25 protein-coding genes are annotated in these 26,455 nt (G+C 71.1%); 19 read left to right on the top strand and 6 right to left on the bottom strand.

From position 1 onward, the window contains the following. Nucleotide 1: 1 nt before the first annotated feature. Both CG723_RS10160 and CG723_RS10165 read right to left on the bottom strand, forming a co-directional pair. A complete protein-coding gene (locus tag CG723_RS10160) occupies nucleotides 2-823 on the bottom strand; it encodes an SDR family oxidoreductase (protein ID WP_100592949.1) in 822 nt (273 codons plus the stop codon). A 39-nt stretch (nucleotides 824-862) separates the two neighbouring features. Further along, nucleotides 863-1,444 carry an inositol oxygenase family protein gene (locus CG723_RS10165; RefSeq protein ID WP_100592950.1) on the bottom strand — a complete coding sequence of 194 codons (582 nt, stop codon included), beginning with the start codon at nucleotides 1,442-1,444 and terminating at the stop codon, nucleotides 863-865. A gap of 172 nt (nucleotides 1,445-1,616) precedes the next feature. Between CG723_RS10165 and crcB (CG723_RS10170) the strand changes: the two genes are divergently transcribed. From crcB (CG723_RS10170) to CG723_RS10215, 10 genes are all read left to right on the top strand, one after another. Further along, nucleotides 1,617-2,102, top strand: coding sequence for a fluoride efflux transporter CrcB (crcB, locus tag CG723_RS10170; protein WP_100592951.1), 486 nt, complete (start codon nucleotides 1,617-1,619; stop codon nucleotides 2,100-2,102). Continuing rightward, the gene (locus CG723_RS10175; RefSeq protein ID WP_100592952.1) at nucleotides 2,099-2,455 is read left to right on the top strand and encodes a DUF190 domain-containing protein; all 357 of its coding nucleotides are present in this window, start codon (nucleotides 2,099-2,101) and stop codon (nucleotides 2,453-2,455) included. Before crcB (CG723_RS10170) ends, CG723_RS10175 begins: the two co-directional genes overlap by 4 nt. Next, nucleotides 2,452-2,832 carry a fluoride efflux transporter CrcB gene (crcB, locus tag CG723_RS10180; RefSeq protein WP_100592953.1) on the top strand — a complete coding sequence of 127 codons (381 nt, stop codon included), beginning with the start codon at nucleotides 2,452-2,454 and terminating at the stop codon, nucleotides 2,830-2,832. The genes CG723_RS10175 and crcB (CG723_RS10180) overlap by 4 nt, the downstream gene beginning before the upstream one ends. Nucleotides 2,833-2,939: 107 nt before the next feature. Continuing rightward, nucleotides 2,940-3,716 (top strand): DUF4142 domain-containing protein, encoded by a 777-nt coding sequence (locus CG723_RS10185; protein WP_100592954.1) that lies wholly within the window; start codon nucleotides 2,940-2,942, stop codon nucleotides 3,714-3,716. A 319-nt stretch (nucleotides 3,717-4,035) separates the two neighbouring features. Beyond that, entirely contained in the window at nucleotides 4,036-4,209 is a 174-nt protein-coding gene (locus CG723_RS10190; protein WP_100592955.1) for a hypothetical protein, read from the top strand. Between the two features lie 54 nt (nucleotides 4,210-4,263). Beyond that, complete coding sequence (locus CG723_RS10195) at nucleotides 4,264-4,743, top strand: GNAT family N-acetyltransferase (RefSeq protein WP_100592956.1); 480 nt, start codon at nucleotides 4,264-4,266, stop codon at nucleotides 4,741-4,743. Nucleotides 4,744-4,991: 248 nt separating this feature from the next. Then, the gene (locus tag CG723_RS10200; RefSeq protein ID WP_100592957.1) at nucleotides 4,992-7,355 is read left to right on the top strand and encodes an alpha-L-fucosidase; all 2,364 of its coding nucleotides are present in this window, start codon (nucleotides 4,992-4,994) and stop codon (nucleotides 7,353-7,355) included. Nucleotides 7,356-7,536: 181 nt separating this feature from the next. Beyond that, on the top strand, nucleotides 7,537-9,423 hold the full coding sequence (locus CG723_RS10205; RefSeq protein ID WP_234374234.1) for a family 20 glycosylhydrolase: 1,887 nt from the start codon (nucleotides 7,537-7,539) through the stop codon (nucleotides 9,421-9,423). Between the two features lie 33 nt (nucleotides 9,424-9,456). Next, a complete protein-coding gene (locus CG723_RS10210; protein ID WP_100592958.1) occupies nucleotides 9,457-11,022 on the top strand; it encodes an alpha-L-fucosidase in 1,566 nt (521 codons plus the stop codon). A gap of 97 nt (nucleotides 11,023-11,119) precedes the next feature. Beyond that, nucleotides 11,120-12,073 carry a formylglycine-generating enzyme family protein gene (locus tag CG723_RS10215; RefSeq protein ID WP_100592959.1) on the top strand — a complete coding sequence of 318 codons (954 nt, stop codon included), beginning with the start codon at nucleotides 11,120-11,122 and terminating at the stop codon, nucleotides 12,071-12,073. Between the two features lie 7 nt (nucleotides 12,074-12,080). Here the strand turns inward: CG723_RS10215 and CG723_RS10220 are convergent, their stop codons facing one another. Continuing rightward, the gene (locus CG723_RS10220; RefSeq protein WP_100592960.1) at nucleotides 12,081-13,733 is read right to left on the bottom strand and encodes an amidohydrolase; all 1,653 of its coding nucleotides are present in this window, start codon (nucleotides 13,731-13,733) and stop codon (nucleotides 12,081-12,083) included. A 45-nt stretch (nucleotides 13,734-13,778) separates the two neighbouring features. Continuing rightward, a complete protein-coding gene (locus CG723_RS10225) occupies nucleotides 13,779-15,257 on the bottom strand; it encodes an APC family permease (RefSeq protein ID WP_100592961.1) in 1,479 nt (492 codons plus the stop codon). Between the two features lie 118 nt (nucleotides 15,258-15,375). On the opposite strand from CG723_RS10225, the gene CG723_RS10230 reads away from it, so the two are divergent. Then, complete coding sequence (locus CG723_RS10230) at nucleotides 15,376-16,068, top strand: TetR/AcrR family transcriptional regulator (protein ID WP_100592962.1); 693 nt, start codon at nucleotides 15,376-15,378, stop codon at nucleotides 16,066-16,068. A 22-nt stretch (nucleotides 16,069-16,090) separates the two neighbouring features. Here CG723_RS10230 and CG723_RS10235 read toward each other — a convergent pair whose 3' ends face one another. Beyond that, nucleotides 16,091-16,801 (bottom strand): FadR/GntR family transcriptional regulator, encoded by a 711-nt coding sequence (locus tag CG723_RS10235; protein ID WP_100592963.1) that lies wholly within the window; start codon nucleotides 16,799-16,801, stop codon nucleotides 16,091-16,093. 178 nt (nucleotides 16,802-16,979) lie between these two features. Between CG723_RS10235 and CG723_RS10240 the strand changes: the two genes are divergently transcribed. The 8 genes from CG723_RS10240 to CG723_RS10275 are packed head-to-tail and all read left to right on the top strand — an operon-like array spanning nucleotide 16,980 to nucleotide 24,916. Continuing rightward, nucleotides 16,980-18,056 (top strand): sugar ABC transporter substrate-binding protein, encoded by a 1,077-nt coding sequence (locus CG723_RS10240; RefSeq protein WP_100592964.1) that lies wholly within the window; start codon nucleotides 16,980-16,982, stop codon nucleotides 18,054-18,056. Continuing rightward, on the top strand, nucleotides 18,053-19,582 hold the full coding sequence (locus CG723_RS10245; RefSeq protein ID WP_100592965.1) for a sugar ABC transporter ATP-binding protein: 1,530 nt from the start codon (nucleotides 18,053-18,055) through the stop codon (nucleotides 19,580-19,582). The genes CG723_RS10240 and CG723_RS10245 overlap by 4 nt, the downstream gene beginning before the upstream one ends. Next, nucleotides 19,575-20,609 carry an ABC transporter permease gene (locus tag CG723_RS10250; protein WP_100592966.1) on the top strand — a complete coding sequence of 345 codons (1,035 nt, stop codon included), beginning with the start codon at nucleotides 19,575-19,577 and terminating at the stop codon, nucleotides 20,607-20,609. The genes CG723_RS10245 and CG723_RS10250 overlap by 8 nt, the downstream gene beginning before the upstream one ends. 27 nt (nucleotides 20,610-20,636) lie before the next feature. Beyond that, nucleotides 20,637-21,992 carry an L-fuconate dehydratase gene (locus tag CG723_RS10255; protein ID WP_100592967.1) on the top strand — a complete coding sequence of 452 codons (1,356 nt, stop codon included), beginning with the start codon at nucleotides 20,637-20,639 and terminating at the stop codon, nucleotides 21,990-21,992. Between the two features lie 14 nt (nucleotides 21,993-22,006). Next, the gene (locus tag CG723_RS10260) at nucleotides 22,007-22,762 is read left to right on the top strand and encodes an SDR family NAD(P)-dependent oxidoreductase (RefSeq protein ID WP_100593791.1); all 756 of its coding nucleotides are present in this window, start codon (nucleotides 22,007-22,009) and stop codon (nucleotides 22,760-22,762) included. 5 nt (nucleotides 22,763-22,767) lie between these two features. Next, on the top strand, nucleotides 22,768-23,763 hold the full coding sequence (locus tag CG723_RS10265; RefSeq protein ID WP_100593792.1) for an aldo/keto reductase: 996 nt from the start codon (nucleotides 22,768-22,770) through the stop codon (nucleotides 23,761-23,763). Continuing rightward, nucleotides 23,760-24,071, top strand: coding sequence for an L-rhamnose mutarotase (locus CG723_RS10270; protein ID WP_100592968.1), 312 nt, complete (start codon nucleotides 23,760-23,762; stop codon nucleotides 24,069-24,071). The genes CG723_RS10265 and CG723_RS10270 overlap by 4 nt, the downstream gene beginning before the upstream one ends. Next, nucleotides 24,071-24,916 (top strand): amidohydrolase family protein, encoded by an 846-nt coding sequence (locus CG723_RS10275; protein WP_100592969.1) that lies wholly within the window; start codon nucleotides 24,071-24,073, stop codon nucleotides 24,914-24,916. The genes CG723_RS10270 and CG723_RS10275 overlap by 1 nt, the downstream gene beginning before the upstream one ends. 39 nt (nucleotides 24,917-24,955) lie before the next feature. Here the strand turns inward: CG723_RS10275 and CG723_RS10280 are convergent, their stop codons facing one another. Beyond that, nucleotides 24,956-26,386: a lipase maturation factor family protein gene (locus CG723_RS10280; protein ID WP_100592970.1), complete on the bottom strand. Its 1,431-nt coding sequence runs from the start codon at nucleotides 26,384-26,386 to the stop codon at nucleotides 24,956-24,958. Nucleotides 26,387-26,455 lie beyond the last annotated feature (69 nt).

The raw sequence follows: 26,455 nt of genomic DNA on the forward strand, positions 1-26,455 counted from the left end.
CCTAGCGAGTGTCCGGCAGCCGGTGGCGGAGCTGCTGGTGGACGGAATCGGTCAGGTCCGGCGACGCGGCCCTGACCCGGGTTCCGCCGTCCACCAGGAGGTCGGCGCCCGTCACCCAGGCCGCCTCGTCCGACACCAGCCAGCGCACCGCCCGGGCCACGTCCTGCGGCTCCCCGATCCGGCCCAGCGGCAGCCCCGCCGCCACGGACTCCTCGGCGTGCTCCCACACGAAGCGCGCCATCTCCGTGCGCACGAGCCCGGGCGATACGGAGTTGACCCGCACCAACGGAGCCAGTTCACCCGCGAGTTGCTGTGTCAGATGCAGCAGCGCCGCCTTGCTCGTCCCGTAGGCGCCCACGCGCGGGCCGACGTGTCCGGCGCCCTCGGTGCAGATGTTCACCACGGCCCCGCCGTGCTCCGACATCCAGGCCCGCCAGGCGCACTGCACGAGCCGCAGCGGCGCCTCCACGTTGACTGTGAACGCCTCGCGCCAGACCTCCGGATCCGCCTCCATCAGCGGTCCGTACGGTTCATTGGTCGCGGCGTTGTTCACCAGGATGTCGAGCCGGCCGAACGCGTCGAGGGCCCGCTCCGTCAGCTCCCACAGATGCGCGGGGTCGGCGACGGACCCCGCCAGTCCCGTGGCTTCGGCGCCGCTCTTCGTCAGCGCGGCGACGGTCTCGCGGACCCCGTCCGGATCGCGCGCCGTCACACACACCCGCGCCCCGGCCGCCGCGAGCGCCACGGCGACGGCCCGGCCGATGCCCCGCGACCCCCCGGTCACGACGGCCACCCTGCCTTCCAGCGAGAGCTCCGAAGTCATGGGGCGTACCGTCTCATGACGGATCGTCAGTTCAACATGTCAACTACGTAGCGATGGTGTGAAGTTGGTGGAATGGAACCCCTGCGCGACCAGCTCCACCACGGGCCGCCAGTCCTCCATGACCCCCGCGTCGAGGCCCGCGACCTTGCCCGCGTCGTCCGCCTGACGCAGCGTCACGGCGTCGTCGGCCAGCGGGTCATGGGCGAACACCGCCGCCTCCTCGGGCGTCATCGGCCCGCCCTGCGTCTCCAGCGTCAGCGCGCTCTGCGGCGAAAGGCCGCGCGCCGGATCCGATGTCGCCAGGTAGCGCTTGGCCGGAACGTGCAGCTGCACAAGACGCGCGACCCGCTCCCCGAGCAGCCCCCGCACGGCGGCCGCCGCCGTGTCGGCGTGGCCCGCGTCGTCGCCCGGGCGCAGCAGGTGGCCTATGTCGTGGACGAGCCCCGCGAGCTGGAGCTCCTTGTCGCTGGGGTGGCCGCGGCGCAGGAGCGCGGCGGTCTGCAGCGCGTGGTCGTGCAGGTCGACGGGGTCGCCGCTGCGGTCGGGGGTGTCCCACGCGCCGCGGCAGGCGTGCAGAAGATCCATCAGCTCGTCGACGCTGCGCAGCTCGACCTGTGTCATGTGTGACTCCTCCCTGGGACCCGTAAGCCGGTGTTCCGGCAGGACACCATGGCCATCTTTCGCCGGGGACAACGGGACATTAACGGCGCGTCCGGACCGGCTATAGGCTGACCGCGGACGGTGATCTTCACTGCCGGCGCGCGGCACTGGGCCGAGGAGGAGACGGACACGGATGACAGGCGGGCAGTCCCCGGCGGCGGACGAACCCAGTGATCCGGACCTCGGCCTGCGCGTGCCGGCCCGGCGGCGCGGGGCCCTGCGGGTGCAGGGCCCGATCGTGGCGGTCGTCTCGCTCGGCGGCGCCGTGGGTGCCTGCGCCCGCTACGGCGCCGCGCTCCTGTGGCCCACCTCGCCCGGCGCCTTCCCGTGGACGACGATGTGGGTGAACGCGCTCGGCTGTTTCGTGATCGGCGTGTTCATGGTGATCATCAGCGATATGTGGGCGGCGCACCGCCTGGTGCGGCCGTTCTTCGGCACCGGCGTCCTGGGCGGCTTCACCACGTTCTCCACGTACGCGGTGGACATCCAGCAGCTGGTGGACGCCGGCCGGGTCCGTACGGGCCTGGTCTATCTCGCGGCGACGCTCCTGGTGGCGCTCGCCGCGGTCGGGCTCGGGGTGGCGCTGACGCGCCGCGTTCTGGTGTGGAGGAAGCGATGACGCGACTGACCGGCCGTGCCCTGCGACTGACGGTCTTCGTCGGTGAGAACCACACCTGGCGCCGCAAGCCCCTGTACAGCGAGATCGTGCACCGGGCGCACAAGGCGGGCCTCGCGGGGGCGAGCGTCTTCCGCGGCATCGAGGGGTTCGGGGCGTCGTCCCTGATCCACACCTCGCGGCTGCTCTCGCTCAGCGAGGACCTGCCCATGGCCGTCGTGATCGTCGACACCGAGGAACGGGTCAGGGCGTTCCTGCCGGAGCTGGACGAGCTGGTGTCACAGGGCCTGGTCGTCCTCGACGACTGCGAGGTCATCCGGTACGTGGGCCGGGAGAACGGCGGAACGCGGGCGTGAACTGGCTCCTCGTGATCGTCGGCGCGATGGTGGGCGCACCGCTGCGCTATCTCACCGACCGGGCCGTGCAGACCCGGCACGACAGCGTCTTCCCGTGGGGGACGTTCACGGTGAATGCCTGCGGCTGCCTCGTGCTCGGCCTGCTGACCGGCGCCGTCGCCGCGGGCGCCGCCTCGTCGCGGGTGCAGTTGCTCATCGGCACGGGCCTGTGCGGGGCCCTGACGACGTACTCGACGTTCTCGTACGAGACGCTCCGGCTCGGGGAGGACGGGGCGCGGCTCTTCGCCGTGGCCAACGTGGTCGCGAGTGTCGCCGTCGGCCTTGGCGCCGCCTTCGCGGGGGTCGCGCTCGCCGACGCCCTCTGGGGACAGGTCTAAAAAAGGGGCGCGAAACCCTGAACGCCACGCCTGTCACGTCCGTACCCTCCCGTACCAACAAGTAGCTCGCCCCCGTGGCGAGTTGACGCCGGTATCGGGAGGATTGCTTGCGACGCATCAACGGGACCGCGCTCATCTTCGCCGCCCTGGTCGCCACCCTGGGCGCGCTCGCCTTTCCGATCTGGTCGTACGCCGACCGCTCGGGCACCGGGGCGGCCAATCTGAACGCGGGGAGCGTGGCCACCCAATGGGGTCCCCTGTCGGCCACCGACCGGGACTTCCTGGTCAAGGTGCGGCTCGCCGGGCTCTGGGAGATACCGGCCGGCCAGCAGGCCATGGAGCGGGCGCCGACGCAGGCGATCAGGATGGCGGGCGACCACCTCGTCGTCGGCCACACCGACCTCGACAAGCGCGTCCGCTCGGTCGCGGGTCGGCTCGGCGTCGAGCTGCCGAACCAGCCCAACCCGCAGCAGCAGGGCTGGCTCAACCAGCTGACCGCCGCGAGCGGCAAGGACTACGAGAACAAGTTCGCCAACCTGCTGCGCGACTCCCACGGCAAGGTCTTCGCGCTGATCGCCCAGGTCCGCCACACCACCCGCAACACCCTCGTCCGCGAGCTCGCCACCGACGCCAACCAGACCGTCCTCGACCACATCACCATGCTGGAGAACACGGGCGACGTGGACTTCGACGCCATCGCGAACGAGGCCGCGGGCACCGCCACCGCCAGCCCCACCGGACCGCCGCCCCCGGGAGGCGTGCTGCCGCCCGCTCCGCCCCCCGCCGAGCCCTCCGGTTCGCCGTATGTGACGTCCCAGCCGTCGGCCGAGCCGACCGACGATCCGGGGCGATCGATCAACACGGACCGGCCGGACCCCACGTAGTCGTCACCCAGTCGGGTGTCATGTCGCCGGTGGCCGAATGAATCCCCGGCGACCCCCGGCCGTCTCCCTGGTTTCGGCCCCATCGAGCGGGGTCCTGCTCATATGGTTACTCTGTCTCTAGCCGACGGACAGCACAACGTGGTCCTACCAGCACCCGTGGTTCGTCGCGGGACGGCCCGATCCCGGGCCGCCCAAGCAGGAAACCGGCGCCACCGCGCCCGAACCGGTATCGAAACCAGCCCGACCGGGCGCCGGACGCCCGACGGGAACGCCGGGCGGGCGCGCCGGACAGGGTTACCCGACACACAAGGAGTGCGCGGTGACACCAGAGAAGACGAATCGCGAGCAGCGCCCCCGAGAACGCACGGAGCGCGCGGGGCGGCGGCCCGAGAAGCTGGGCAGCCTCGACGTGTGGGCCCGCTCGGCCCCGATCAGGCTCGCGGGCTACGAGGACGACCTCGCGGAGCCCCACATCCTGCCGAGCGTGGACTGACCTGCCCCAGCCCCCGTAACCGCCTCTGACCGGCCGCGTGCCAGACTCACGTACATGCTGATCAGGGACGCAGAGGACAAGGACTGGGCGCAGATCTGGCCGTTCTGGCGGCAGATCGTCGGATCCCGCGAGACGTACGCCTGGGACCCGGACACCCCCGAGGCGCTGGCCCGGACCCTGTGGATGGGTCCGGGTAAGCGCGTGTACGTGGCCGAGGCGGACGGCGTCGTCGTCGGCTCGGCCTACGTCGCGCCGAACTACGGCGGTCCCGCCGCCGGCATCGCGAACGCGGGCTTCATGGTCGACCCCGCCCAGGGCGGCCGCGGCATCGGCCGCGCCCTCGCCGAGCACGTACTGGAGCGCGCGAAGGCCGACGGCTACCGTGCCATGGTGTTCAACGCGGTCGTCGAGACCAACCCCGCCGTCGGCCTCTGGACCTCCCTCGGTTTCACGATCCTGGGCACGGTCCCGGACGCGTACGAGCACGCCCGGCACGGCCGGGTGGGGCTGCACATCATGTACCGCGCGCTGTGACGCGCCGGCCCCCCGACGGCGCCAGGTCCCCGGAGACCGGTTTCGCGCCTTCTTCGCACCCGCTGACAGACGGCCGTTTTCGGACATTCATTGCGGATGCCCGCTGACGGCCCGACGTCGATGAGCGGTCATCGGATCACTCTCTCAACTCCCGCCTCTGCGCGGCCCATTGACGCGCCCACGGACCCCTACCATCATCAGACCTCCGATGAATGCCCAGCCTTGAGCCGCATCAGGGAGTGCTGAGTATGAGTTCGTACCCAAGACGCCAGGTCCTCGGGACGGCCGCGGCCGTGACAGCCGCGGCCGCGGTACCGCTCGCCGCCGCCGGACCGGCCGCCGCGTCCGACGCGACGGCCACCGCCCGGACCGCGTCCGCGGACGCCGTCTGGGGGCCCGTCCCCGACCCGGTGCCCGTTCCGCTCGACGCCCTCTTCGACAACGACGGCGTCGACACCGCGGACGCCCGCGGAGGCGACTTCGACGGCAGCGGCTACACCTTCCCCGGCGAGGAACTCCCCGCGGGGCCTGTCCAAGTCGACGGGATCGCCTACGTCTTCCCGTCGTCGGCGGCGGGGGCGAAGAACAACGTCGTGGCCATGGGCCAGCGCGTCGAGCTGCCCAAGGGCCGCTATCTGTCCGCCCTGTTCCTCACCGCGGGCAGCTACGGCAACGCGTCCGGCAGCGCCGTCGTCCACTACGCCGACGGCTCCACCGCGAGCGCCGGACTCGGCGGCGCCGACTGGTACGCGGCAGGCGGTCCGCTCTCCGCCGCCTACCGCTACAAGCCGGACGGCACGAAGGACACCGGCCGCGTAGGCATAGGTACCAGCGAGATCCCCCTCGACGCGCAGCGCGAGGCCGTCGCGATCACGCTGCCGAAGCTGAACCCGGCCGAGGCGAACAAGACCGCCCTGCACGTCTTCGCGCTCTCGCTCCAGCCGGCCGCGCAGGGCCGGGCGCTGGCGCTGCGCGACGCGCACTCCACGTTCTCGCTCCTGGAGTCCACCGGCGCGCAGAGCGTCGAGGCGACCGTCGTGAACGCGGGCACCGTCGGCATCGTCACCGCGGACGCCCTCACCGTCAGCGTCGACGTGCCCGGCGCGCGCACCGTCGAGCCCGCCCGCGTCACGCGCCTCGCCCCCGGTGAGCAGGCCCGCGTCCGCGTCGGTATCCGCAACCGCGCGGGCACCGCGCCCGGCACGGTCCAGGACGGCAAGGTCGTCGCCACCGGGCGCGGACACCAGGCCGCCGCCAGCACCAGGAAACTCACGCTCGGCGTCCCCGACTACCAGCCGACCGACGCGTCGCTCTCCGGACACCAGGCCCCGTACTGGTTCCACTCCGCGAAGTTCGGCATCTTCATCCACTGGGGCGTCTACTCCGTGCCCGCGTGGGCGCCGGTCGGCAAGCAGTACGCCGAGTGGTACTGGGACCAGATGCAGGACCCGAACAACCCGACGTACGCACATCACAAGGCCACGTACGGCGAGGACTTCGCGTACGACGACTTCATCCCGATGTTCACCGCGAAGAAGTGGGACCCGCGTGCGTGGGTCGAGCTGTTCCGGGACGCCGGCGCCCAGTACCACGTCCTCACGTCCAAGCACCACGAGGGCTTCGCCCTCTGGGACACCAAGCTGTCGGACCGCAACTCCGTGAAGATGGGCCCCAAGCGGGACATCATCAAGGAGCTCTTCGACGCGTCCCGCCGCTACACCCCCGAGCTGCACCGCGGCCTGTACTTCTCGATGCCCGAGTGGTTCAACCCGGACAACCCGTGGATGGGGCACGCCCCGCGCAACCCGTACACCCTGGAGCCCGTCCCCTACACCGGCTACACGTCCGGCAAGGACTACGTGAAGGGTTTCCAGGCCCCGCAGATGCTGGAACTGATCCACGACTACGACCCGCAGCTCCTGTGGTGCGACATCGGCGGCGTCAACGACTCGCACGACGTCCTCGCCGAGTTCTTCAACCACGGCAAGAACCGCCCGAAGCCGTACGAGGTCGCCGTCAACAACCGCTCCGGGATCGGCTTCCACGACTTCACGACGCCCGAGTACACGACGTACGACAACACTGTCGTCGCCAAGTGGGAGTCGAGCCGCGGCCTCGACCCGTACAGCTACGGGTACAACGCCGAGACGCCCGACGACCGCTACATGACGACCGAGGAGGTCGTGCACAGCCTCGTCGACATCGTGTCGAAGAACGGCAACTTCCTCCTCGACATCGGGCCGCGCGCCGACGGCACCATCCCGGAGATCATGCAGACCCGGTTGCGCGAGACGGGCCGCTGGCTCAAGACCAACGGCGAGGCCGTCTACGACACCACGTACTGGTCGCGGATGGCGCAGCTCGGCGAGGACCTGCGGTTCACGGTCAGGCCGAACAAGGCGTTCTACATCCACTCGCTCGCCGAGCCGGGCGCGACGCTCACGGTCGAGGCCGCGGTGCCGGTCAGGGCCGGGGACAAGGTCATGATGCTCGGCTACGACCGTCCGCTGAACTGGCGTACCACGGGCGGGTCGTTCGTCGTGGACGTGCCGGCGGCGGCACGCGCGGCGGGCGAGCACGTGTGGGTGTTCAAGGTGGAGTGGAAGGGCTGAGACGTGACGGGGTGAACCCGTGAAGGAGCGGCGGCGGGCGGGCGAGGGGTCCGTCCGCCGCCCGTCGTGCGTTCTGTCGCTCAGCCCTCTGATTCATCCGATGAGTTCTGCGAGATGTCCAAGTGATTGCAGGGAGCGATCCATTGACACTCTCTCCGGAGGGCTTGAATCATCGGACCTCATGATGGATCCGAGCTCCAAGATCACGCCCCGGTGGCGCAGACACCGACTGATCGGCACCGTAGCGGCGTTCCTCCTGCTTGCGGCACCGGCCCCCCTGGCGCGGGCGGCACCCCAGGACCCCATGCCCCGGACCCTGCCGAGCCTTACCAACTGGAATCCAGGGCACGGTACTTACTCCTACGCTCCCGGCGCACGCCTGGTCGCGCACGACGCCGCCTCGCGCCGCGTCGCCGCCACTCTCGCCGATGACCTGCACGCCGCGGGCAAGGGCACCGTGCCGGTCACCGGCGGTCCGTCCCGTGCCGGCGACATCGTGGTCGATGTGGAGCCGTCACGGAGCGGATCCCTGGGCGCCGAGGGCTACGAACTCCGCGCCGCACAGCGGCTCGAGATCACCGGAGCGGCCGAGGCCGGAGCCTTCTACGGCACCCGCACCCTCCTCCAGCTGCTCGCCCAGGGCGACCAGGTGCCGGCCGGACGCACCGTCGACGTGCCCCGGTACAAGGAACGCGGCGTCGGCGTCTGCGCCTGCTACGTGCACATCTCCACGGACTGGATGGAGAACCTGGTGCGCGACATGGCGTACCACAAGCTCAACCAGTTGCTCGTCGAGCTGAAGGTGAAGAGCGACCGGCACCCCGAGGCCAACACCTGGGGCTACTACACCAAGAGCGAGATCCGCCGCCTCGTCGCGCTCGGCGAGAAGTACCACGTCACCATCGTTCCGGAGATCAACTCCCCGGGTCACATGGACCCCTGGATCGAGAACCGCCCCGACCTCCAGCTCACCGACTCCGACGGCAAGCCGCAGCCGTCCCGCCTCGACATCACCGCACCCGCGGCCTTCGACTACTACAAGAGCCTCATCGACGAGTACGGCGAGGTGTTCCCCGCCAAGTGGTGGCACATGGGCGCCGATGAGTACATGCTCGGTTCGGACTTCGCCAAGTACCCGCAGATCGATGCGTACGCGAAGAAGAAGTACGGCGAGAACGCCACGCCCCAGGACGCGTTCATCGACTTCGTCAACCGTGTTGATGAGTACGCCGCGAGCAAGGGCAAGCGGCTGCGCATCTGGAACGACGGCCTGACCGGCGCCAACACCGTCCCGGTGACGGCCGGCACGACCATCGAGCACTGGCTCGGCGTCAAGGTGAAGCCCAGCGAGCTGATCGCACAGGGGTACCCCGTGATGAACGCCGCCTACGCCCTCTACCTCGTGCGCGGCGGCTTCCACACCGACACGCAGAAGCTCTACGACGAGCAGTGGGACCCGCGCAGCTTCGAGGGCGAGAAGCTCGCCTCCCGCGACGGCATCACCGGCGCCAAGATCAGCCTGTGGCCCGACAACGGGCGGGGCGAGACGGAGAACGAGGTCGCCGGTGCGGCCCGGCTGCCCCTGAGCCACATCGCGCAGGCGACGTGGGGCGACCCGCACCCCGACGCGACGTACGCCGGCTTCACCGCACGGGCCGGGGCCGTCGGACGGGCACCGGGACAGCGCGACCTGACACGGCCGCCCGTCGCCGACGGCACGTACACCCTCGCCGACACGCGCCACCACACCCAGGCGGCCGGCTTCGAGCTCACCCGCACCCCGGACGGCTATCTCACCCTCAAGTCCACCGCGACCGGGAGCTGCCTGGAGACCCGCAGCGGAAGGCTCACCCTCAACGTGCCGCTGCAGCCCGGCTCGGCGGTCACACAGGAGACCTGCGACGCGAAGAGCACCCTTCAGCGCTGGCAGGTGTCCCGCGCCGGCGGTGGCTACGTGCTCACCAACGCCATCACGCGCATGACGCTCGACGCGACGTCCGACGGACGTCTCGTGCAGAACCCGCCCGACCAGCAGCCCCCGACCATCTGGACGCTGACCCAGCGCTGAACCGGCGCTGTCCCGAAGGGATCCCACCCGCAGATGACCGTCAGCAGACGACTCTTCATGGCCGCCGCCGTGACCACGGCCGTGGCCGCGTCGAGCAACTCCCTCGCCCTGGCCGCCCCGGCAGCGACCCGGACCACGGCGGAAGAACCCCACTACCGCATCCCCATCAGCGCCGCGGACTCCCCGGAGGAACTGGTCGCCAAGGCCTCCCGGGTCCGCCCGACGAAGCGTCAGATCGCCTGGCAGGGCCTGGAGAAGACTGCCTTCCTGCACTTCGGCGTGAACACCTTCACCGGCCTCGAATGGGGCACCGGCGACGAGGACCCCAATGTCTTCCAGCCGACCGGGCTCGACACCGACCAGTGGGCACGCGCCCTGCGCGACGGCGGCTTCAAGCTCGCCATCCTCACGGTCAAGCACCACGACGGCTTCGTCCTCTACCCGTCCCGCTACACCGGACACAGTGTCGCGTCGAGCAGTTGGCGCGGAGGGCAGGGCGACGTGCTGCGCTCCTTCGCCGGCTCCATGCGCAAGTACGGGATCAAGGTCGGCGTCTACATCTCGCCCGCCGACGAGAACCAGTACCTCGACGGCGTCTACGCCAACGGCAGCAAGCGCTCCGCCCGCGCCATCCCCACACTCGTCGACGGCGACGACCGGGCCGGTGACAGCCCGCGCACGTTCACGCTCGACGCGACCGACTACGGCGCCCACATGCTCAACCAGCTCTACGAGGTGCTCACCGAGTACGGGCCCGTCGACGAGGTGTGGTTCGACGGCGCGCAGGGCCGCATCCCGCCGGAGAAGGTCGAGACGTACGACTGGGACAGCTGGTACGCGCTGATCCGCGCGCTCGCCCCCGGCGCCACCATGGCCGTGCGCGGACCCGACGTGCGCTGGGTGGGCAACGAGGGCGGACTGGCGCGCGAGGACGAGTGGAGCGTCGTCCCGGTCAAGGACTCGGGCAACGGAAGCGTCGACTACGCCCTGCGGTACGACGCGCCGGACCAGGGCAGCCGTGACGCGCTCGCGCAGTCCCGCTCCGTGGCCCAGTACCTCCAGTGGTGGCCCGCCGAGTGCGACGTGTCCATCAGGCCCGGCTGGTTCTACCACGCGGACCAACAGCCCAAGAGCGTCGACCAGTTGGCCGACATCTGGTTCCGGTCCGTGGGCCGCAACTCCGTACTCCTGCTCAACATCCCGCCGGACACGGACGGTCTGCTGCCCGCGGCGGACGTGGCGCGGCTCAAGGAGTTCCGCGAGCGCATCGACCGCGAGCTGCCCGAGGACCTGGCGGACGGCGCCCGCGTGCGCGACGACGGCGAGGGCATCCGTACCGTCGATCTGCGCACGGCCAGGGAGGTCGACCGGATCCGGCTAGCCGAGGACATCCGGCACGGGCAGCAGGTGGAGCAGTTCGTCGTGGAGGCGAAGTCCGGCGGCGCCTGGACCGAGGTGGCGCGGGCAGGCACGATCGGCGCCAGCCGCGTCCTGGTCCTGCCGGCGCCGGTGACGGCCCGCGAGTGGCGCCTGCGGATCACGCAGACCCGCACCGGCCCGCACATCGCACGGTTCGGGCTCTACCGCTCCCGGGTCTGAGCCGGGAGCGGGGCGTGGGGTGGCCCGCCGGGCGCGGGCCACCCCACGCGTGCGAGGATCGGCCGCAATCGGTCCAGCGTGTGTACGAGGCGGAACCATGACTGCGGAAGACGTGACCCCGAAGGCCTGCTGCGCCGCGCGCCGTGAAGGCGGCGGCGAGCCGCAGCCCGTGCGTCTCGCCCCGACGGCCCGTCGCGCCTCGGGAAAGGGACTGGCGACCCTGCCCGGCGGCACGTTCCGCATGGGCAACGAGGACGACCGCGCCAACCCCGGCGACGGCGAGGGACCGGTCCGTGAAGTCACCGTCGGCCCCTTCCGGATCGACGAACACGCCGTCACCAACGCCCAGTTCGCCACCTTCGTCAAGGACACCGGCTTCGTCACCGCCGCCGAGCGGTTCGGCTGGTCGTACGTCTTCGCCGGGTTCCTCGACCCCCGCCTCGCCCGCGCGACGCCCGCCCCCGCCGGCACCCCCTGGTGGCGGGGCGTCGAGGGGGCGACCTGGCGCGCCCCGGAGGGCCCCGGGTCCGGGATCGGGGACCGGTCGCGGCACCCCGTGATCCATGTCAGCTGGGACGACGCGAGCGCCTACGCCGCCTGGGCCGGCAAGCGGCTGCCCACCGAGGCCGAGTGGGAGTACGCGGCCCGCGGCGGCCTCGACCAGGCCCGCTACCCGTGGGGCGACGAGCTGACCCCGCGCGGCCACTGGCGCTGCAACATCTGGCAGGGCGAGTTCCCCGTCGTGAACACGGGCGAGGACGGGCACACCGGCACGGCGCCCGTAGACGCCTACCGGCCCAACGCGTACGGCCTCCACAACACCGTGGGCAACGTGTGGGAGTGGGTCGCCGACCGTTTCACCACCGACCACCCGGCGGCCCCGCTCACCGATCCGCGCGGCCCCGCCGAGGGCGACACCCGCGTGATGCGCGGCGGCTCCTACATGTGCCACGACTCGTACTGCAATCGCTACCGCGTGGCCGCGCGCACCGCCAACACACCGGACTCCAGCAGCGGGAACTGCGGATTCCGGTGCGCGGCGGACGTGTAGCGGCGCGTCACCCGGCGGCGTAGACCCGCTCGCCGCCCACGAACGTCTCCAGGACGCGCGTCGCTCCGATCTCTTCCGTGGGCGCCGCGAACGGGTCGCGGTCGAGGACCACCAGGTCGGCGAGGCGCCCCGGCGTGATCGAGCCGGTCACGTCGTCCAGGTGGTTCACGTATGCGCTGCCCGCCGTGTACGCCGTGAGCGCCGCGTCCAGGCCGATCCGCTGCTCCGGCAGGAACACCGGGGTGCCGGGCGCCGCGTCGGGCAGGACTCGGTTGACCGCGACATGGATGGCCTCGATCGGGTCCGGGCTGCTCACCGGCCAGTCGCTGCCCGCCGCGAGCGTCGCCCCCGCACGCTGAAGATCACCGAACGGGTACTGCCACGCGCTGCGCTCGGGACCGAGGAACGGGATCGTCAGCTCGTCCATCTGCGGCTCGTGCGCCGCCCACAGCGCCTGCATGTTCGCCGTCGCGCCCAGCTCCCTGAACCGGCCGATGTCGTCGGGGTGCACCACCTGGAGATGGGCGAGGTGCGGGCGGGTGTCGGTGCGGCCATTGGCGCGCCGCGCCGCCTCGACGGCGTCGAGCGCCTCGCGCACGGCCCGGTCGCCGAGGGCGTGGAAGTGCACCTGGAAGCCGCGCGCGTCCAGCTCGGTCACGTACTTCTGCAGGTCGAGCGGCGGGACGAAGCTGATGCCGCTGTTGTCGGAGGCGCAGCCGCAGCCGTCCAGGTAGGGGCCGAGGAGGGCCGCCGTACCGTTCTCGGCCACGCCGTCCTGCATGATCTTCACCGTCGTGCAGCGCAGCCGCCCGCGCGTGCCCGCCGCGCGCCGCGCCACCAGCTCGTCGATCTGCTCGGTGCCGCGTGTGCGGTCCCACCACAGCGAGCCGACGACCCGCGCGGTGAGGCGCCCGTCCCCGGCGGTCGCGAGATACGCGTCCGTGGGGTCGGTGAGGTTGGCGTGCTCGCCGAGGAGGGCGTCCTGCCACGCGGTGACGCCGAGGGAGTGCATCAGCTCCTGGGCCCGCAGCAGGCCCGTGATCCTCTGCTCCAGGGTGACAGGCGGCAGCAGCCGTCCGATCAGGTTCGCCGCGCCCTCCTGGAGCATGCCGGTCGGCGCCCCGTCGGCGTCGCGCTCGATGCGGCCGTCGGACGGGTCGGGCATGCGGGCGTCGATCCCGGCGGCCTGCAGGGCACGGGAGTTGACCCAGGCGCCGTGGTGGTCGCGGTTGACGAGGTAGGCCGGGCGGTCGGGCACGAGGGCGTCGAGCTCGGCGGCCGTGGGCAGGCCGCCGGGAAACGCCTCCATCGACCAGCCGCCACCGGTGATCCACTCGATGTCGGGGTGCGCCTGCGCGTACGCGGCGATGCGGCGCCGGTACTCGTCGAGGGTCGTCGCGCCGCTCAGGTCGCACTGGCCGAGCTCCATGCCGCCGCCGACCGGATGCGCGTGCGCGTCCTGGAAGCCGGGGATGAGCAACTTGCCCTTGAGGTCCACCACTTCGGTGGCCGGGCCGACGAGTTCGCGTACCTCGTCGTGGCCCACGGCGACGATCCGCTCGCCGCGGACGGCCACCGAGGTCGCGCGCGACCGGGCGGGGGAGAGGGTGTGGACCGGGCCGCCGGTGAAGACGAGATCGGCGGGGGCGGTGTCGGGCATGGGACGTGACTCCTTGGGGTGCGGGGACGGGTCGGTTGGTGCCGGTCAGGAATGTTCGGGGGTCAGGGGGGCCGTCTCGGGCGCGGTGCCGCCGCCCGTGACGAAGTACGGGGAGCGGCGCACGTACTTGGCGTACGCGGCCATCACCAGGCCGGACGCGACGATGGCGAGCGGTACCGACAGCATGAACCACCCGTTGTCCGGGCTGAGTTCGAAGTGGTCGCTCATCGTCACGTACGAGCGGGCGAGGTAGGCGCCGATGCCGAGGAGCGCGACGCCGCTGACCGTGGGCGCCACGACCGCGCGCAGGGCCCCGGACAGCGGACCGCGCAGGGCGGCGCGGAACCGGACCGCGCAGGCGAGCGCCGTCAGGCCGTAGTACAGGGCGACGACCAGGCCGATGGAGTTGACGGCGGCGAGGATCATCTCGTTCAGCTTGGGGATGGCCAGTGCGAGCACGGAGACGCCGGCGGAGATCGACATGATGAGGACGGTGCCCAGGGCCGGGGACCCGTAACGCGGGCTGACGCGGGTCCACACCTGGCCCATCGTGCGGTCACGGCCCATGGCGAGGAGGCCGCGTGCCGTCGGGATGACGCTCGACTGGAGCGAGGCCACGGCGGAGAACATCAGCGCGAGCAGCGGCAGCGTCGCCCACGGCTCGTCGGCGAGCTTCGCGCCCAGATACGTGAGGCCCTGTGGGCCCTGGGCGATCAGCTCGGGCAGGCTCATCTCGCGCTGGAAGGCCACGGCACCGTAGAGGAACATCGCGAGCATCGTGAGCAGTGCGATGAAGCCGCCGCGGCCGGCGTCCCGCACGTTCTTCGTCTCCTCGGTGACGCTGAACGCGGCGTCCCAGCCCCAGAAGAAGAACACCGCGAGGACGAGGCCCTGCGCGAACGCCGTGCCGTCGTGGATCGCGAAGGGGTTCAGCCACGACCACTGGAAGGCGTGGCCGCCCGAGATGAGAGCCCAGCCGCAGAACGCGAGGAGGACCGCGTACTCGAAGACGAGCAGCCACGTCTGCAGCCGGGTGGCCTTGCGGACCCCGGTGATCGCCGTGTACGTCACGACGGCCAGGACCGCGAGGCCGACGACCGTGCTCAGAGCGGTCGAGTTCGGGTCGAGCGTGAGGCCGAGGGCGTGGTGCCAGCCGGCCTTGTTCGCGAACTGGAGGAAGACCGACCCGGTGACGGCGCTCGTGTACGCCATGAAGATCACCGTGCCGACCAGGGTGACCCAGCCCGTGATGAAGCCGGGCCACGGGCCCAGAGTCTTGCCGACCCACACATAGCCGCTGCCCATGTTCGGCTCGGAGCGGTTGAGGCGGGCGTACGCGGAGGCGATGCCGAGGATCGGCAGGAACGCCACAAGCAGGATCGCCGGGGCCTGGAGGCCCACCGTCGCGGCGAGCGCGCCCATGCCGATCCCGATGCTCGTAGTGGCGGCGGTGCTGGACGCGGCGATGGCGACGCCGTCGACGACACCGAGGGAACGGCGCAGGCCAGGGGGTTCGCTGCTCATTCGGACACTCCTGAAACCGGAGGAGGGGAGGGAGGGTGCGATCAAACAGGCCTTGTCAATGTTGCGTCAATGGTGTTGACATAAGGGGAACGGGCGGCGCGACGGAAGGGGATTCGGTATGACCGAAGGGCGGATTCCGGTGGAGCGGCGGCGCCGCAAGCCGACCAAGTCGGGGGTGCTGCTCTCCGGTGATCTGATCGTCGACTGCGCCCTGCGCCTGGTCGCTCAGCACGGGCCCGACGCGCTGAGCGTGCGCAGGCTGGGCGCCGCGCTCGGCTGCGACCCGAGCGCGGTCTACCGCTACTTCCACAACACGGACGACCTGCTCCTCGCCGTCGCCGACCGGATCATCGGCGAGAGCATGGCCGGGTTCACGCCCGGCGACGACTGGGTCGAGGACCTGCGGAACATGGGGCGCCGGATCCACCGCGCCTACAGCGAACACCCCCGGATCGCCGCCATGGCCGCGTACCGGGTGACCCGCCGGATCAACGAGGTCAGGGCCGTGGAGACCGGTATCGGGCTGCTGCTGGGCGCGGGCTTCGACGACGCCGCAGCGGTGCGGTACTACGCCGCGTTCGTCGACACGGCGCTCGGGCACGCGGCCCTGGACGCCTCCCATCTGGCGCTGCCGCCCGAGCGGCGCGCCCAGGACCACAGCGCCTGGACGGACACGTACCAGTCGCTTCCGGCGGACACGCACCCCCAACTGGCCGCTGTACGAGAGCACTTGCCCCTCATGGCGGAGAGCTCCTTCGGGACGGCGCTGGAACTGCTGCTCGCGGCGCTCGCGGCGCAGGCGCCGCGCTGACCCTCCTTCTCGCGGGGCGCGGTCAGGCCGGTTCGGCGTCGAGCTGGCTGCGCATCCAGGCCTCGACCTCGCCCACATGGGCCGCCGCCGCGGCGCGCGCCGCCTCCGGGTCGCGGGCGACCAGCGCGCGGTGGATCCGCGCGTGCTCGCGGCCCGTGCGCTCGAAGGCGCCCTCTTCCTGGTAGCCGCGCCACACTCGGGCCCGGAACGTCCGTGACGACAGCCCCTCCAGGATCGCGGCCATCGTGTCGTTGCCCGCGGCCGTGGCGATCACCCGGTGGAACGCGAGGTCGTGGGAGAGGATCTCCTCGGGGTCGTCCGTCGCCGCCATCGCCGCCAAGTGCAGTTCCACCTCGGCGAGTTGCTCCGGTGTGATGCGCGCGGCCGCCAGCGCCGTCGCGGTCGACTCGAGCACGCGGCGCACCTCCATCAGCTCCACGAGACGGGCGCCGCGAGAGAGATCGGCGACGACGCCGAACGTCTCCAGGAGGTCCCCGGCGTTCAACTGCGTGACGTAGATGCCCGATCCGTGCCGCGCCTCCAGGGCGCCGAGGACCGTGAGCGCCCTGATCGCCTCACGCATGGAGCTGCGCGAGATGCCGAGCTGGGTGGCCAGGTCGCGCTCCGTCGGCAGCCGCTGACCCGGCTCGAGCAGTCCCTCGCCGATCATCGCCTTGATCTGCTCGATGGCCCGCTGTGTCACGGTGCCCTTCTGCGGGGCGGTCTGTTCCACGGACGCTCCTCAATATGCGGGTCCGCCGCAGTCTAGCCAGAGATGTGGTCCGACCACTACGGCTTGAAACACGGAAAAGTTGGCGACGAGGGGTGTTGTGGCCGCCAAGTGGTCTGATAAATATTTCCGCCATCAGGTACCAGAAGTCGCTCGATCTCGCTCGATGAGGAGCCGTCAGATGGCCGGCAGAACAGTGCGCAAGCGGAACAGGTCGCGGATCGTCGGCGCGGCGGCGGTCGCCGCTTGCGCCGCCCTGGTGCTCACCGCGTGCGGCAGCACGAAGGACGACGTCGCCTCCGGCGGCAAGGGCGGCGGCGACGGAAAGGGCAAGGTCGGGGTCATCCTGCCGCTGCTCACCTCGCCGTTCTGGCAGTCGTACAACGACTACGTGCCGAAGATGGCGAAGTCCGAGAGCGTGGACGCGCTCAAGACCGTCAACTCCAACAGTGACCCCTCGCAGCAGATCACGGACATCAACAACCAGCTCAACCAGGGCGTCAAGGGCCTCGTCGTCGCGCCCCTCGACAGCGCCGCGATCTCCGCCGGCCTCGACCAGGCCGAACGCAAGGGCGTCCCCGTCGTCGCCGTGGACGTCGCGCCCGAGAAGGGCAAGGTCGCCATGGTCGTACGCGCCAACAACGTGGCGTACGGCGAGAAGGCCTGCGAGTACCTCGGTCAGCAGGTCAAGACCGGCAAGGTCGTCCAGATCATGGGTGACCTCGCCTCCGTGAACGGCCGCGAGCGCTCGCAGGCCTTCCGCGACTGCGTCAAGAAGAAGTACCCGGACCTCAAGGTCCTGGAGATCCCCGCCAAGTGGGAGTCCGACACCGCCGCGTCCAAGCTGGACACCCTCCTCAACGCCAACCCGGACATCAAGGGCATCTACATGCAGGCGGGCGGCGTCTACCTCGCTCCCACCCTGCAGACCCTCAAGTCCAAGGGCCTGCTGAAGAAGACCGGCGAGAAGGGCCACATCACGATCGTCTCGAACGACGGCATCCCGCAGGAGTTCGCCGCGATCCGCAAGGGCCAGATCGACGCGACCGTCTCCCAGCCCGCCGACGCCTACGCCAAGTACGGCATGTACTACATCAAGGCGGCGATGCAGGGGAAGACGTTCAAGCCCGGTCCGACCGACCACGACTCGGAGATCGTCAAGCTGCCCAGCGGCATCCTCGAGGACCAGCTGCCCGCGCCGCTCGTCACCAAGGACAACGTCGACGACCCGAAGCTCTGGGGAAACACGGTCAAATGAGCACCTCGACGACAACCACGCCGGCGGTCAGGCCGCTGGTCGAGGCGTCGGGCATCGCCAAGCGGTACGGTCCCACGGTCGCCCTGCAGGACGGTCGCCTGACCGTCCTGCCCGGCGAGTCCCACGCCCTCGTGGGCCGCAACGGCGCCGGCAAGTCCACCCTGGTCACGGTCCTCACCGGCCTCCAGGCACCGGACGCGGGCACCCTCCTGTTCGACGGCGAGCCCGCGCCCCCGCTCAGTGACCGAGACGCCTGGCGCGCCAAGGTCGCCTGCGTCTATCAGAAGCCGACCGTCGTGCCCGAACTGACGGTCGCCGAGAACCTCTTCATCAACCGGCAGCCCGGCAGCCGCCGCGGCTTCTTCTCCTGGCGCAAGCTCCAGGAGGAGGCCGCGGAGGTCCTCGACACCTGGGACATCCACGTCGACCCCGACGCCCGCACGGCCGACCTCAAGGTCGAGGACCGCCAAATGGTGGAGATCGCAAGGGCGTTGAGCGGCGGTGCCCGCTTCATCGTCCTGGACGAGCCCACCGCGCAGCTCGACAACCGCGAGATCGAGCGTCTCTTCACGCGCATGCGTGCGCTCCAGGAGTCCGGCGTCACGTTCCTGTTCATCTCGCATCACCTCCAGGAGGTGTACGAGGTCTGCCAGACGGTCACGGTGCTGCGCGACGCCCGCTGGATCACCACGGCGCCCGTCGCGGAACTGCCGCGCGCCGCACTGGTGGAGGCGATGGCCGGCGAGGTCATCGCAGAGGAGCGCGCGGCCGCCCGCGCCGCCGTGGAACACGAGCCCGACGCCACCGTCCTCCTCGACGCGCGCGGGCTCACCTCGGAGGCGTACCACGACGTCGACCTGACCGTCCGCAGCGGCGAGGTCGTCGGGCTCGCGGGCTCCAGCGGCAGCGGCAAGATCCAACTCGCCGAGGCGTTCGCCGGACTGCACTCGCCGACCGCCGGAACGGCCAAACTGGACGGAAAGAAGCTGCCGTTCGGCGATGTGAGTGCCGCGCTCGCCGCGGGCGTCGGCTGCGTGCCGCGCGACCGGCACGAGCAGGGACTCGTCACCGGCATGACCATCGGCGACAACGCCACGATGAGTGTTCTCGGGCGCCTAGGCCGCTACGGCTTCGTCGGCACCGACCGCAAGCGCCGCTTCGCCGCCGACCTGATCGACCGCCTCGACATCCACGCGGAGGGCCCCGACCAGCCCGTGTCCGACCTCTCCGGCGGCAACGCCCAGAAGGTCGTCATGGCCCGCGCCCTCGCCTCCGACCCCCGCCTTCTCGTCCTCATCAACCCCACCGCGGGCGTCGACGTGAAGTCCAAGGAGTCCCTGCTGTCCCGCATGGACAGCGCCCGCGAGGACGGCACCGCGGTCCTCGTCGTCTCCGACGAGCTCGACGACCTGCGCCGCTGCGACCGGGTCCTCGTCCTCTTCCACGGGAAGGTCGTCGCCGAGCACGCGGCCGGCTGGAACGACCACGAGCTGATCGCCTCCATCGAAGGAGTGGACCATGGCTGACACGAAGGCCCCGTCGGCCTTGACCACGACAAAGATCGGAGCGCCCGGAAAGGGGCCCGCCAAGGCCGTACTGCTGCGTCGGGCTCGCGAACTGGCCCTGGTCCCGGCCCTCTTGCTGCTCATGGTGCTCGGAGCGGTCGTCAACGACTCGTTCCTCACCGAGCGCAACCTCATCTCCATCCTCGGGGCCTCCGCGGCCCTCGCGATGGTGGTGCTCGCCGAATCGCTCGTCCTGATCACGGGCAAGTTCGACCTCTCCCTGGAGTCGGTGGTCGGCATCGCGCCCGCCGTCGGCGCCCTGCTCGTCCTGCCGATCTCCCAGTCCGGATTCGGCACCGAGTTCCCGACCGTGCTCGCGCTGCTCGCGATCCTCGTCGTGGGCGCGGCGATCGGGGCCTTCAACGGCATCCTCGTCGTGAAGTTCAAGCTCAACGCCTTCATCGTGACGCTGGCGATGCTGATCGTCCTGCGTGGACTGCTCGTCGGCGCGACCAAGGGCAAGACGCTGTTCGGCATGCCCGACGCGTTCTTCTCCCTCGCGACCACGACGTTCCTGCGGATCCCGATGTCGGTGTGGCTGGCCGCGATCGCCTTCGGCGTGGTGGGCCTCATCCTGAAGTACCACCGGATCGGACGCGCCCTGTACGCGATCGGCGGCAACGCCGACGCCGCCCGCGCCGCGGGAATCCGCGTCGAGCGCGTGATGCTCGGCGTGTTCGTCATAGCGGGCGTCCTCGCCTCGGTCGGCGGGATCATGCAGACCGGCTACGTCGGCGCGATCAGCGCCAACCAGGGCAACAACATGATCTTCACCGTGTTCGCGGCGGCGGTCATCGGCGGCATCAGCCTCGACGGCGGCAAGGGCACCATGTTCGGCGCCCTCACCGGCGTCCTGCTGCTCGGCGTCGTCCAGAACCTGCTGACCCTCGCCCAGGTTCCGTCGTTCTGGATCCAGGCCATCTACGGCGGAATCATCCTCCTCGCCCTGATGATCGCCCGTGTGACGACCGGCCGCGCCCAGGACTGACCCCCGCCTCAGCAAGAAAGGCCACCCGTGTCTCCAACTGCCGCCCGAATCATCGCGGTTGACACTTTCGACATCCGGTTCCCGACCTCCAGGGAGCTGGACGGATCCGACGCCATGAACCCGGACCCCGACTACTCCGCCGCCTACGTCGTGCTCCGCACCGACGCCGCCGACGGAGTCGAGGGGCACGGATTCACGTTCACCATCGGTCGTGGCAACGATGTCCAGGTCGCCGCGATCGACGCCCTGCGGCACCATGTCGTCGGCCGGGGGGTCGACGAACTGTGCGCCGACCCGGGGACGTTGAACCGCGACCTGATCGGTGACAGCCAGCTCCGCTGGCTCGGCCCCGAGAAGGGCGTGATGCACATGGCGATCGGTGCCGTCGTCAACGCCGTGTGGGACCTGGCGGCCAAGCGCGCCCGCAAGCCGCTGTGGCAGTTCCTGGCCGACGCGACGCCCGAGTGGCTCGTCTCGCAGATCGACTTCCGCTACATCGCCGACGCGCTCACCCCCGACGACGCCCTCGCGCTCCTCAGGTCGGGCCGCGTGGGCGCGGCGGACCGCGAGAGCGCCCTGCGCGAGCGCGGCTTCCCCGGCTACACCACCTCGCCCGGCTGGCTCGGCTACTCCGACGAGAAGCTCGGCCGGCTCGCCCGGCAGGCCGTCGCCGACGGCTTCCGGCAGATCAAGCTGAAGGTCGGCGCCGACCTCGCCGACGACATCCGGCGCTGCCGCACCGCCCGCGCGGTGATCGGCCCGGACATCCGGATGGCGATCGACGCCAACCAGCGGTGGAACGTCGGCGAGGCCATCGAGTGGACCAGGGCGCTCGCCGAGTTCGACCCGTACTGGGTGGAGGAGCCGACCAGCCCCGACGACGTCCTCGGCCACGCAGCGATCCGCACGGCCGTCGCGCCCGTGAAGGTCGCCACCGGTGAGCACGTCCAGAACCGCATCATCTTCAAGCAGCTTCTCCAGGCCGGCGCCATCGACATCCTCCAGATCGACGCGGCGCGCGTCGGCGGCGTCAACGAGAACCTCGCCATCCTGCTGCTCGCCGCCAAGTTCGGTGTCCCCGTGTGCCCGCACGCGGGCGGCGTCGGCCTGTGCGAACTCGTCCAGCACCTCTCGATGTTCGACTACGTCGCCCTCGCGGGCACCACGCAGGACCGCGTCATCGAGTACGTCGACCATCTGCACGGTCACTTCATCGACCCCGTCGTGATGCGCGACGGCCACTACACGGCGCCCACGGCGCCCGGTTTCTCCGCCGCGATGCGGCCCGAGTCCATCGCGGAGTACACCTACCCCGACGGCGCGTTCTGGGCCGCCGACCTCGCCCGGCAGGGCGCCACCGACCAGAAGGGTGCAGCGGCATGACCGACGCCAGCGACGTGCAGGACCTCGCGGGGCTCAAGGCCCTCGTCACCGGCGGAGCGTCCGGGATCGGCCGGGCCACCGCCGAACTCCTCGCCGCCCGCGGCGCGAGCGTCGCCGTGCTCGACCTCGACCCGGGCAGCGTCGACAAGCCGCTGCGCGGCTACACCGCCGACGTCAGCGACGACGCCTCCGTGCGCGCCGCCGTGGCCGCCGCCGTGGCGGACCTCGGCGGCCTCGACGTCCTCGTCAACAACGCGGGCATCGGCGCCCAGGGCACCGTCGAGGACAACGACGACGACCAGTGGCACCGCGTCCTCGACGTCAACGTCCTCGGCATCGTCCGCACGACGCGCGCCGCCCTGCCGCACCTTCGGGAGTCGTCGCACGCGGCGATCGTCAACACCTGCTCCATCGCCGCGACGGCCGGCCTCCCGCAGCGCGCCCTGTACTCGGCGTCGAAGGGCGCCGTGTACTCCCTGACGCTCGCCATGGCCGCCGACCACGTCCGCGAAGGGGTACGCGTCAACTGCGTCAACCCGGGGACCGTGGACACCCCATGGGTCGGACGGCTGCTGTCCGCAGCCCCCGACCCGGCCGCCGAGCGCGCGGCCCTCGCATCACGTCAGCCCACGGGACGTCTCGTCTCCGCCGCCGAAGTCGCGGGCGCCGTCGCGTACTTGGCGAGCCCGCTGTCCGGCGCCACGACCGGCACCGCCCTGGCCGTCGACGGCGGCATGCAGGGCCTGCGCCTGCGCCCCGCGGGCCAGTGACCGCCATGCGCACCCGCACCCTGGGCCGGAGCGGCGTCGACGTCACCGAGCTGTCCTTCGGCGCCGCCGGTATCGGCAACCTGTACACGCCCGTCACCGACGAGGAGGCCCGGACCGCGGTCGACGCGGCCTGGGACGCGGGCATCCGCTACTTCGACACGGCGCCGCACTACGGCATCGGCCTGTCCGAGCGGCGCCTCGGCGAGGCACTCGCGGCCCGGGACCGCTCGGCGTACACCGTGTCCACAAAGGCGGGACGCCTCCTCGTGCCTGCGGGCGAGGGCGGGGGCGACGACCTGGAGAACGGGTTCGCCGTGCCTGCCACGCACCGCCGCGTCTGGGACTTCAGCGCGGACGGTGTGCGCCGCTCCCTGGAGGACAGCCTGACGCGGCTCGGCCTCGACCGCGTCGACGTCGTGTATCTGCACGACCCGGACGACCACGGTGAGCAGGCGTTCCGCGAGGCCTACCCGGCTCTTGAGCGGCTGCGCGCCGAGGGTGTCGTCGGGGCGATCGGCGCCGGCATGAACCAGGTCGCGATGCTCACCCGGTTCGTCCGCGACACCGATGTGGACGCCGTCCTGTGCGCAGGCCGCTACACCCTCCTCGACCAGGGGGCGCTGACGGAGCTGTTGCCCGAGTCGCAGGCGCGCGGCACGTCGGTCGTCGTCGGCGGCGTGTTCAACTCCGGCCTCCTCGCCGACCCGCGGCCCGGCGCGACGTACGACTACGCGGCGGCACCCCGCGAAGTCCTGGACCGTGCCTACCGGTTGCAGGACGTGGCGCAGCGGCACGGCATCACCCTGCGGGCGGCCGCGCTCGCCTTCCCGTTCGGTCATCCGGCGGTGGCGAGCGTTCTGGTGGGCACCCGTTCGCCGGACGAAGTCCGGGACGCGGCCGAGCAGTTCGCCACCGCCGTGCCGGCCGCGTTCTGGAAGGAAGTACGCGCGGCCGGGCTGCTTCCCGACGACGTCCCCGTACCCGGAGAGGAGCACCTGTGAGAATCGCCCTGCACACCAAGGTCCGCGCCGACCGTGTCGACGCGTACGAGGCCGCCCACCGCGAGGTCCCGGCCGAACTGCGGAAGGCCATCCGCGCGGCCGGTGCCACGTCGTGGACCATCTGGCGCAGCGGGACCGACCTGTTCCACGTCCTGGAGTGCGAGGACTACGCCCGCATGCTCGCCGAGCTGGACAAGCTGCCGGTGAACATCGCCTGGCAGGCCCGGATGGCCGAACTGCTCGACGTCGTCCACGACTACTCGGCCGACGGTGCCGACGCGGGCCTGCCCGTCGTCTGGGAGCTGTGATGACCGCGATCGTCGACGCGCACCACCACGTCTGGGACCTCTCCGTGCGCGACCAGGCCTGGATCACCGGCGAGCAACTCGCCCCGATCCGGAGGGACTTCACACTGGACGACCTCGCGCCCCTGGCGCGCAAGTCCGGTGTCACGGCCACCGTCCTCGTGCAGACCGTCACCGTCGAGGAGGAGACCCCGGAGTTCCTCGCCCTGGCCCACGCCGGCGAACTCGTGGCCGGAGTGGTCGGCTGGGCCGACCTCACACGCCCCGACATCGCCGACACCCTGGCCCGGCTCGCCGAACTCCCCGGCGGGCGTTACCTGAAAGGCATCCGCCACCAGGTCCAGGCGGAACCCGACCCCGAGTGGCTGCTGCGGCCCGACGTGCGCCGGGGCCTCGCGGCCGTCGCCGACGCCGGTCTGGTCTACGACCTGGTGGTCCTGCCGAACCAGCTCCCCGCCTGCGCCGCGGCGGCCGCCGCTCTGCCCGGCCTCACCTTCGTCCTCGACCACTGCGGCAAGCCGCCCGTCGCGTCGGGCGTCACCGAGCCGTGGGCCGACGGGCTGCGCGCGCTGGCGGCCCTCCCCAACGCGGTCTGCAAACTCTCCGGCCTGGTCACCGAGGCCGACTGGGCGACCTGGACGCCGGGGGCGCTGCGGCCGTACGCCGACGCGGTCCTGGAGGCGTTCGGGCCCGACCGCGTGATGTTCGGCTCGGACTGGCCGGTGTGCAACCTGGCTGCAACCTATGAGCAAGTCATGGAAGCAGCACAGGAGTTGACCGGATCGCTGACCGCTCCTGAGCGCGACGCGGTCTTCGGCGGCACGGCGACCCGCGTCTACGGGCTCTGACTCCGGGAGGTTTCTACCGGCTCTGACTCCGGGAGGTTTCTACCGGCTCTGGCTCCGGGAGGCGGCAAGCCGCGTCGGCCTCAGGAACTCGCGTACGTACGTCCGCTCCCAGCAGGCACCCGTCGCCCGCAGCTCGCGCCACGTGGTGAAGCGATAGCGGTAGAGCCGGGCCCGGACGTACGTGGGCGGGGCGTCGGCGGGGAACGGGGAGCGGCGCAGGAGCCGCAACGTGTCGCGGTCACCGGTCAGGAGGCGCTCCACCAGGCCTCCGAACCAGGACTCCGCGTACAGCGGAGAGAGCGCCGCGAACCACATCATCCAGTCGAGCCGCAGATGGTAGGGGGCGAACTGGCGTGGCCAGCGCCCCGGATCGCCCGGCTTGCCCCTGAACTCGTAGACCAGCCATGCAGATTCCTCGCGCGGCACCGGGTCGGCCGTGCCCTCGATGACGATCTCGTGCCGGATGCGCCCGACGGAACCGAAGGCGCCGTACGCGTTGACGAGGTGCAGGGAGTCGTAGGAGCGGTTCATGGACTGGCGGCGGGACAGCAGGTTGAGCGCCGGGTGGTAGCTCAGCGCGACGACGAGTGCGGTGACGGCGATGACGACGCACTCGTACCAGAGTGGGGCGGCGGCCGGGTGCGGCGGCTCGCGCAGGAGGGAGAAGTCCACCGCCGTCACGGCGAGCAGGATCGTCAGCCAGTTCAGCCAGGAGAAGTTGCCCGACAGGACCAGCCACAGCTGGGTGAGGATCATCAGGCAGGCCGCGCACGTCGCGATCGGCTGCGGGGTGAACAGGAGCACGGGCACGACGAGTTGGGTCACGTGGTTGGCACCGGCCTCGACGCGGTGCAGGGGGCGCGGGAGCCGGTGGAAGAACCAGCTCAGCGGGCCCGGCATCGGCTGTGTCTCATGGTGGTAGTAGAGGCACGTCAGCTTCCGCCAGCACTCGTCCCCGCGCATCTTGATCAGGCCTGCGCCGAACTCGACGCGGAACAGGATCCAGCGCAGGAGCACCAGTACGAGCAGCGGTGGCGCCACCCGTTCGTTGCCGAGGAAGACGGCGAGGAAGCCCACCTCCAGCAGGAGTGACTCCCAGCCGAACGCGTACCAGGTCTGCCCGACGTTCACGATCGACAGATAGAGCACCCACGGCACCACCCACAGGGCCATGGCTGCCCACAGCGGCACCCGGTCGGCCAGTCCCGCGGCGAGCGCGGCCGACAGCGCGGCCCCGCCCCAGGCGACGCCCGCGAAGAACCGGTCCGAGTAGTACGCCCTGAACAGCGTCGGAGCTTGCCGCCACGGCACCCGCTCCAGACAGCGCGGAACCGGCAGCATCCCGCGCTCGCCGATCAGCGCCCGGAACTGCAGCGCCGCCCCCACGAAGGCCACGAGATACAGCGCCGCCAGACCGCGCTGGAAGATCAGGCGGCCGAGCCAGTACCCGGGCGAGCTGAACCACTCCACCTCTCCAGTGTGACGGAGAGTGAGGGCAATGCGCGTGCGGGATCGCACTGCGCTTGCGAGATGCCCGAT

Origin of the sequence: Streptomyces sp. CB01635, assembly GCF_002803065.1 — a bacterium.
In the GTDB taxonomy this organism is placed as follows: domain Bacteria; phylum Actinomycetota; class Actinomycetes; order Streptomycetales; family Streptomycetaceae; genus Streptomyces.

What these genes read in the sequence shown, in the direction of transcription:
- CG723_RS10220 (WP_100592960.1), bottom strand. Translation starts at nt 13,733, where the DNA reads ATGCCCGACACCGCCCCCGCCGATCTCGTCTTCACCGGCGGCCCGGTC.
- CG723_RS10215 (WP_100592959.1), top strand. Translation starts at nt 11,120, where the DNA reads ATGACTGCGGAAGACGTGACCCCGAAGGCCTGCTGCGCCGCGCGCCGT.
- CG723_RS10265 (WP_100593792.1), top strand. Translation starts at nt 22,768, where the DNA reads ATGCGCACCCGCACCCTGGGCCGGAGCGGCGTCGACGTCACCGAGCTG.
- CG723_RS10240 (WP_100592964.1), top strand. Translation starts at nt 16,980, where the DNA reads ATGGCCGGCAGAACAGTGCGCAAGCGGAACAGGTCGCGGATCGTCGGC.
- crcB (WP_100592951.1), top strand. Translation starts at nt 1,617, where the DNA reads ATGACAGGCGGGCAGTCCCCGGCGGCGGACGAACCCAGTGATCCGGAC.
- CG723_RS10250 (WP_100592966.1), top strand. Translation starts at nt 19,575, where the DNA reads ATGGCTGACACGAAGGCCCCGTCGGCCTTGACCACGACAAAGATCGGA.
- CG723_RS10275 (WP_100592969.1), top strand. Translation starts at nt 24,071, where the DNA reads ATGACCGCGATCGTCGACGCGCACCACCACGTCTGGGACCTCTCCGTG.
- CG723_RS10195 (WP_100592956.1), top strand. Translation starts at nt 4,264, where the DNA reads ATGCTGATCAGGGACGCAGAGGACAAGGACTGGGCGCAGATCTGGCCG.
- CG723_RS10230 (WP_100592962.1), top strand. Translation starts at nt 15,376, where the DNA reads ATGACCGAAGGGCGGATTCCGGTGGAGCGGCGGCGCCGCAAGCCGACC.
- CG723_RS10175 (WP_100592952.1), top strand. Translation starts at nt 2,099, where the DNA reads ATGACGCGACTGACCGGCCGTGCCCTGCGACTGACGGTCTTCGTCGGT.
- CG723_RS10245 (WP_100592965.1), top strand. Translation starts at nt 18,053, where the DNA reads ATGAGCACCTCGACGACAACCACGCCGGCGGTCAGGCCGCTGGTCGAG.
- CG723_RS10225 (WP_100592961.1), bottom strand. Translation starts at nt 15,257, where the DNA reads ATGAGCAGCGAACCCCCTGGCCTGCGCCGTTCCCTCGGTGTCGTCGAC.
- CG723_RS10210 (WP_100592958.1), top strand. Translation starts at nt 9,457, where the DNA reads ATGACCGTCAGCAGACGACTCTTCATGGCCGCCGCCGTGACCACGGCC.
- CG723_RS10205 (WP_234374234.1), top strand. Translation starts at nt 7,537, where the DNA reads ATGATGGATCCGAGCTCCAAGATCACGCCCCGGTGGCGCAGACACCGA.
- CG723_RS10165 (WP_100592950.1), bottom strand. Translation starts at nt 1,444, where the DNA reads ATGACACAGGTCGAGCTGCGCAGCGTCGACGAGCTGATGGATCTTCTG.
- CG723_RS10200 (WP_100592957.1), top strand. Translation starts at nt 4,992, where the DNA reads ATGAGTTCGTACCCAAGACGCCAGGTCCTCGGGACGGCCGCGGCCGTG.
- CG723_RS10160 (WP_100592949.1), bottom strand. Translation starts at nt 823, where the DNA reads ATGACTTCGGAGCTCTCGCTGGAAGGCAGGGTGGCCGTCGTGACCGGG.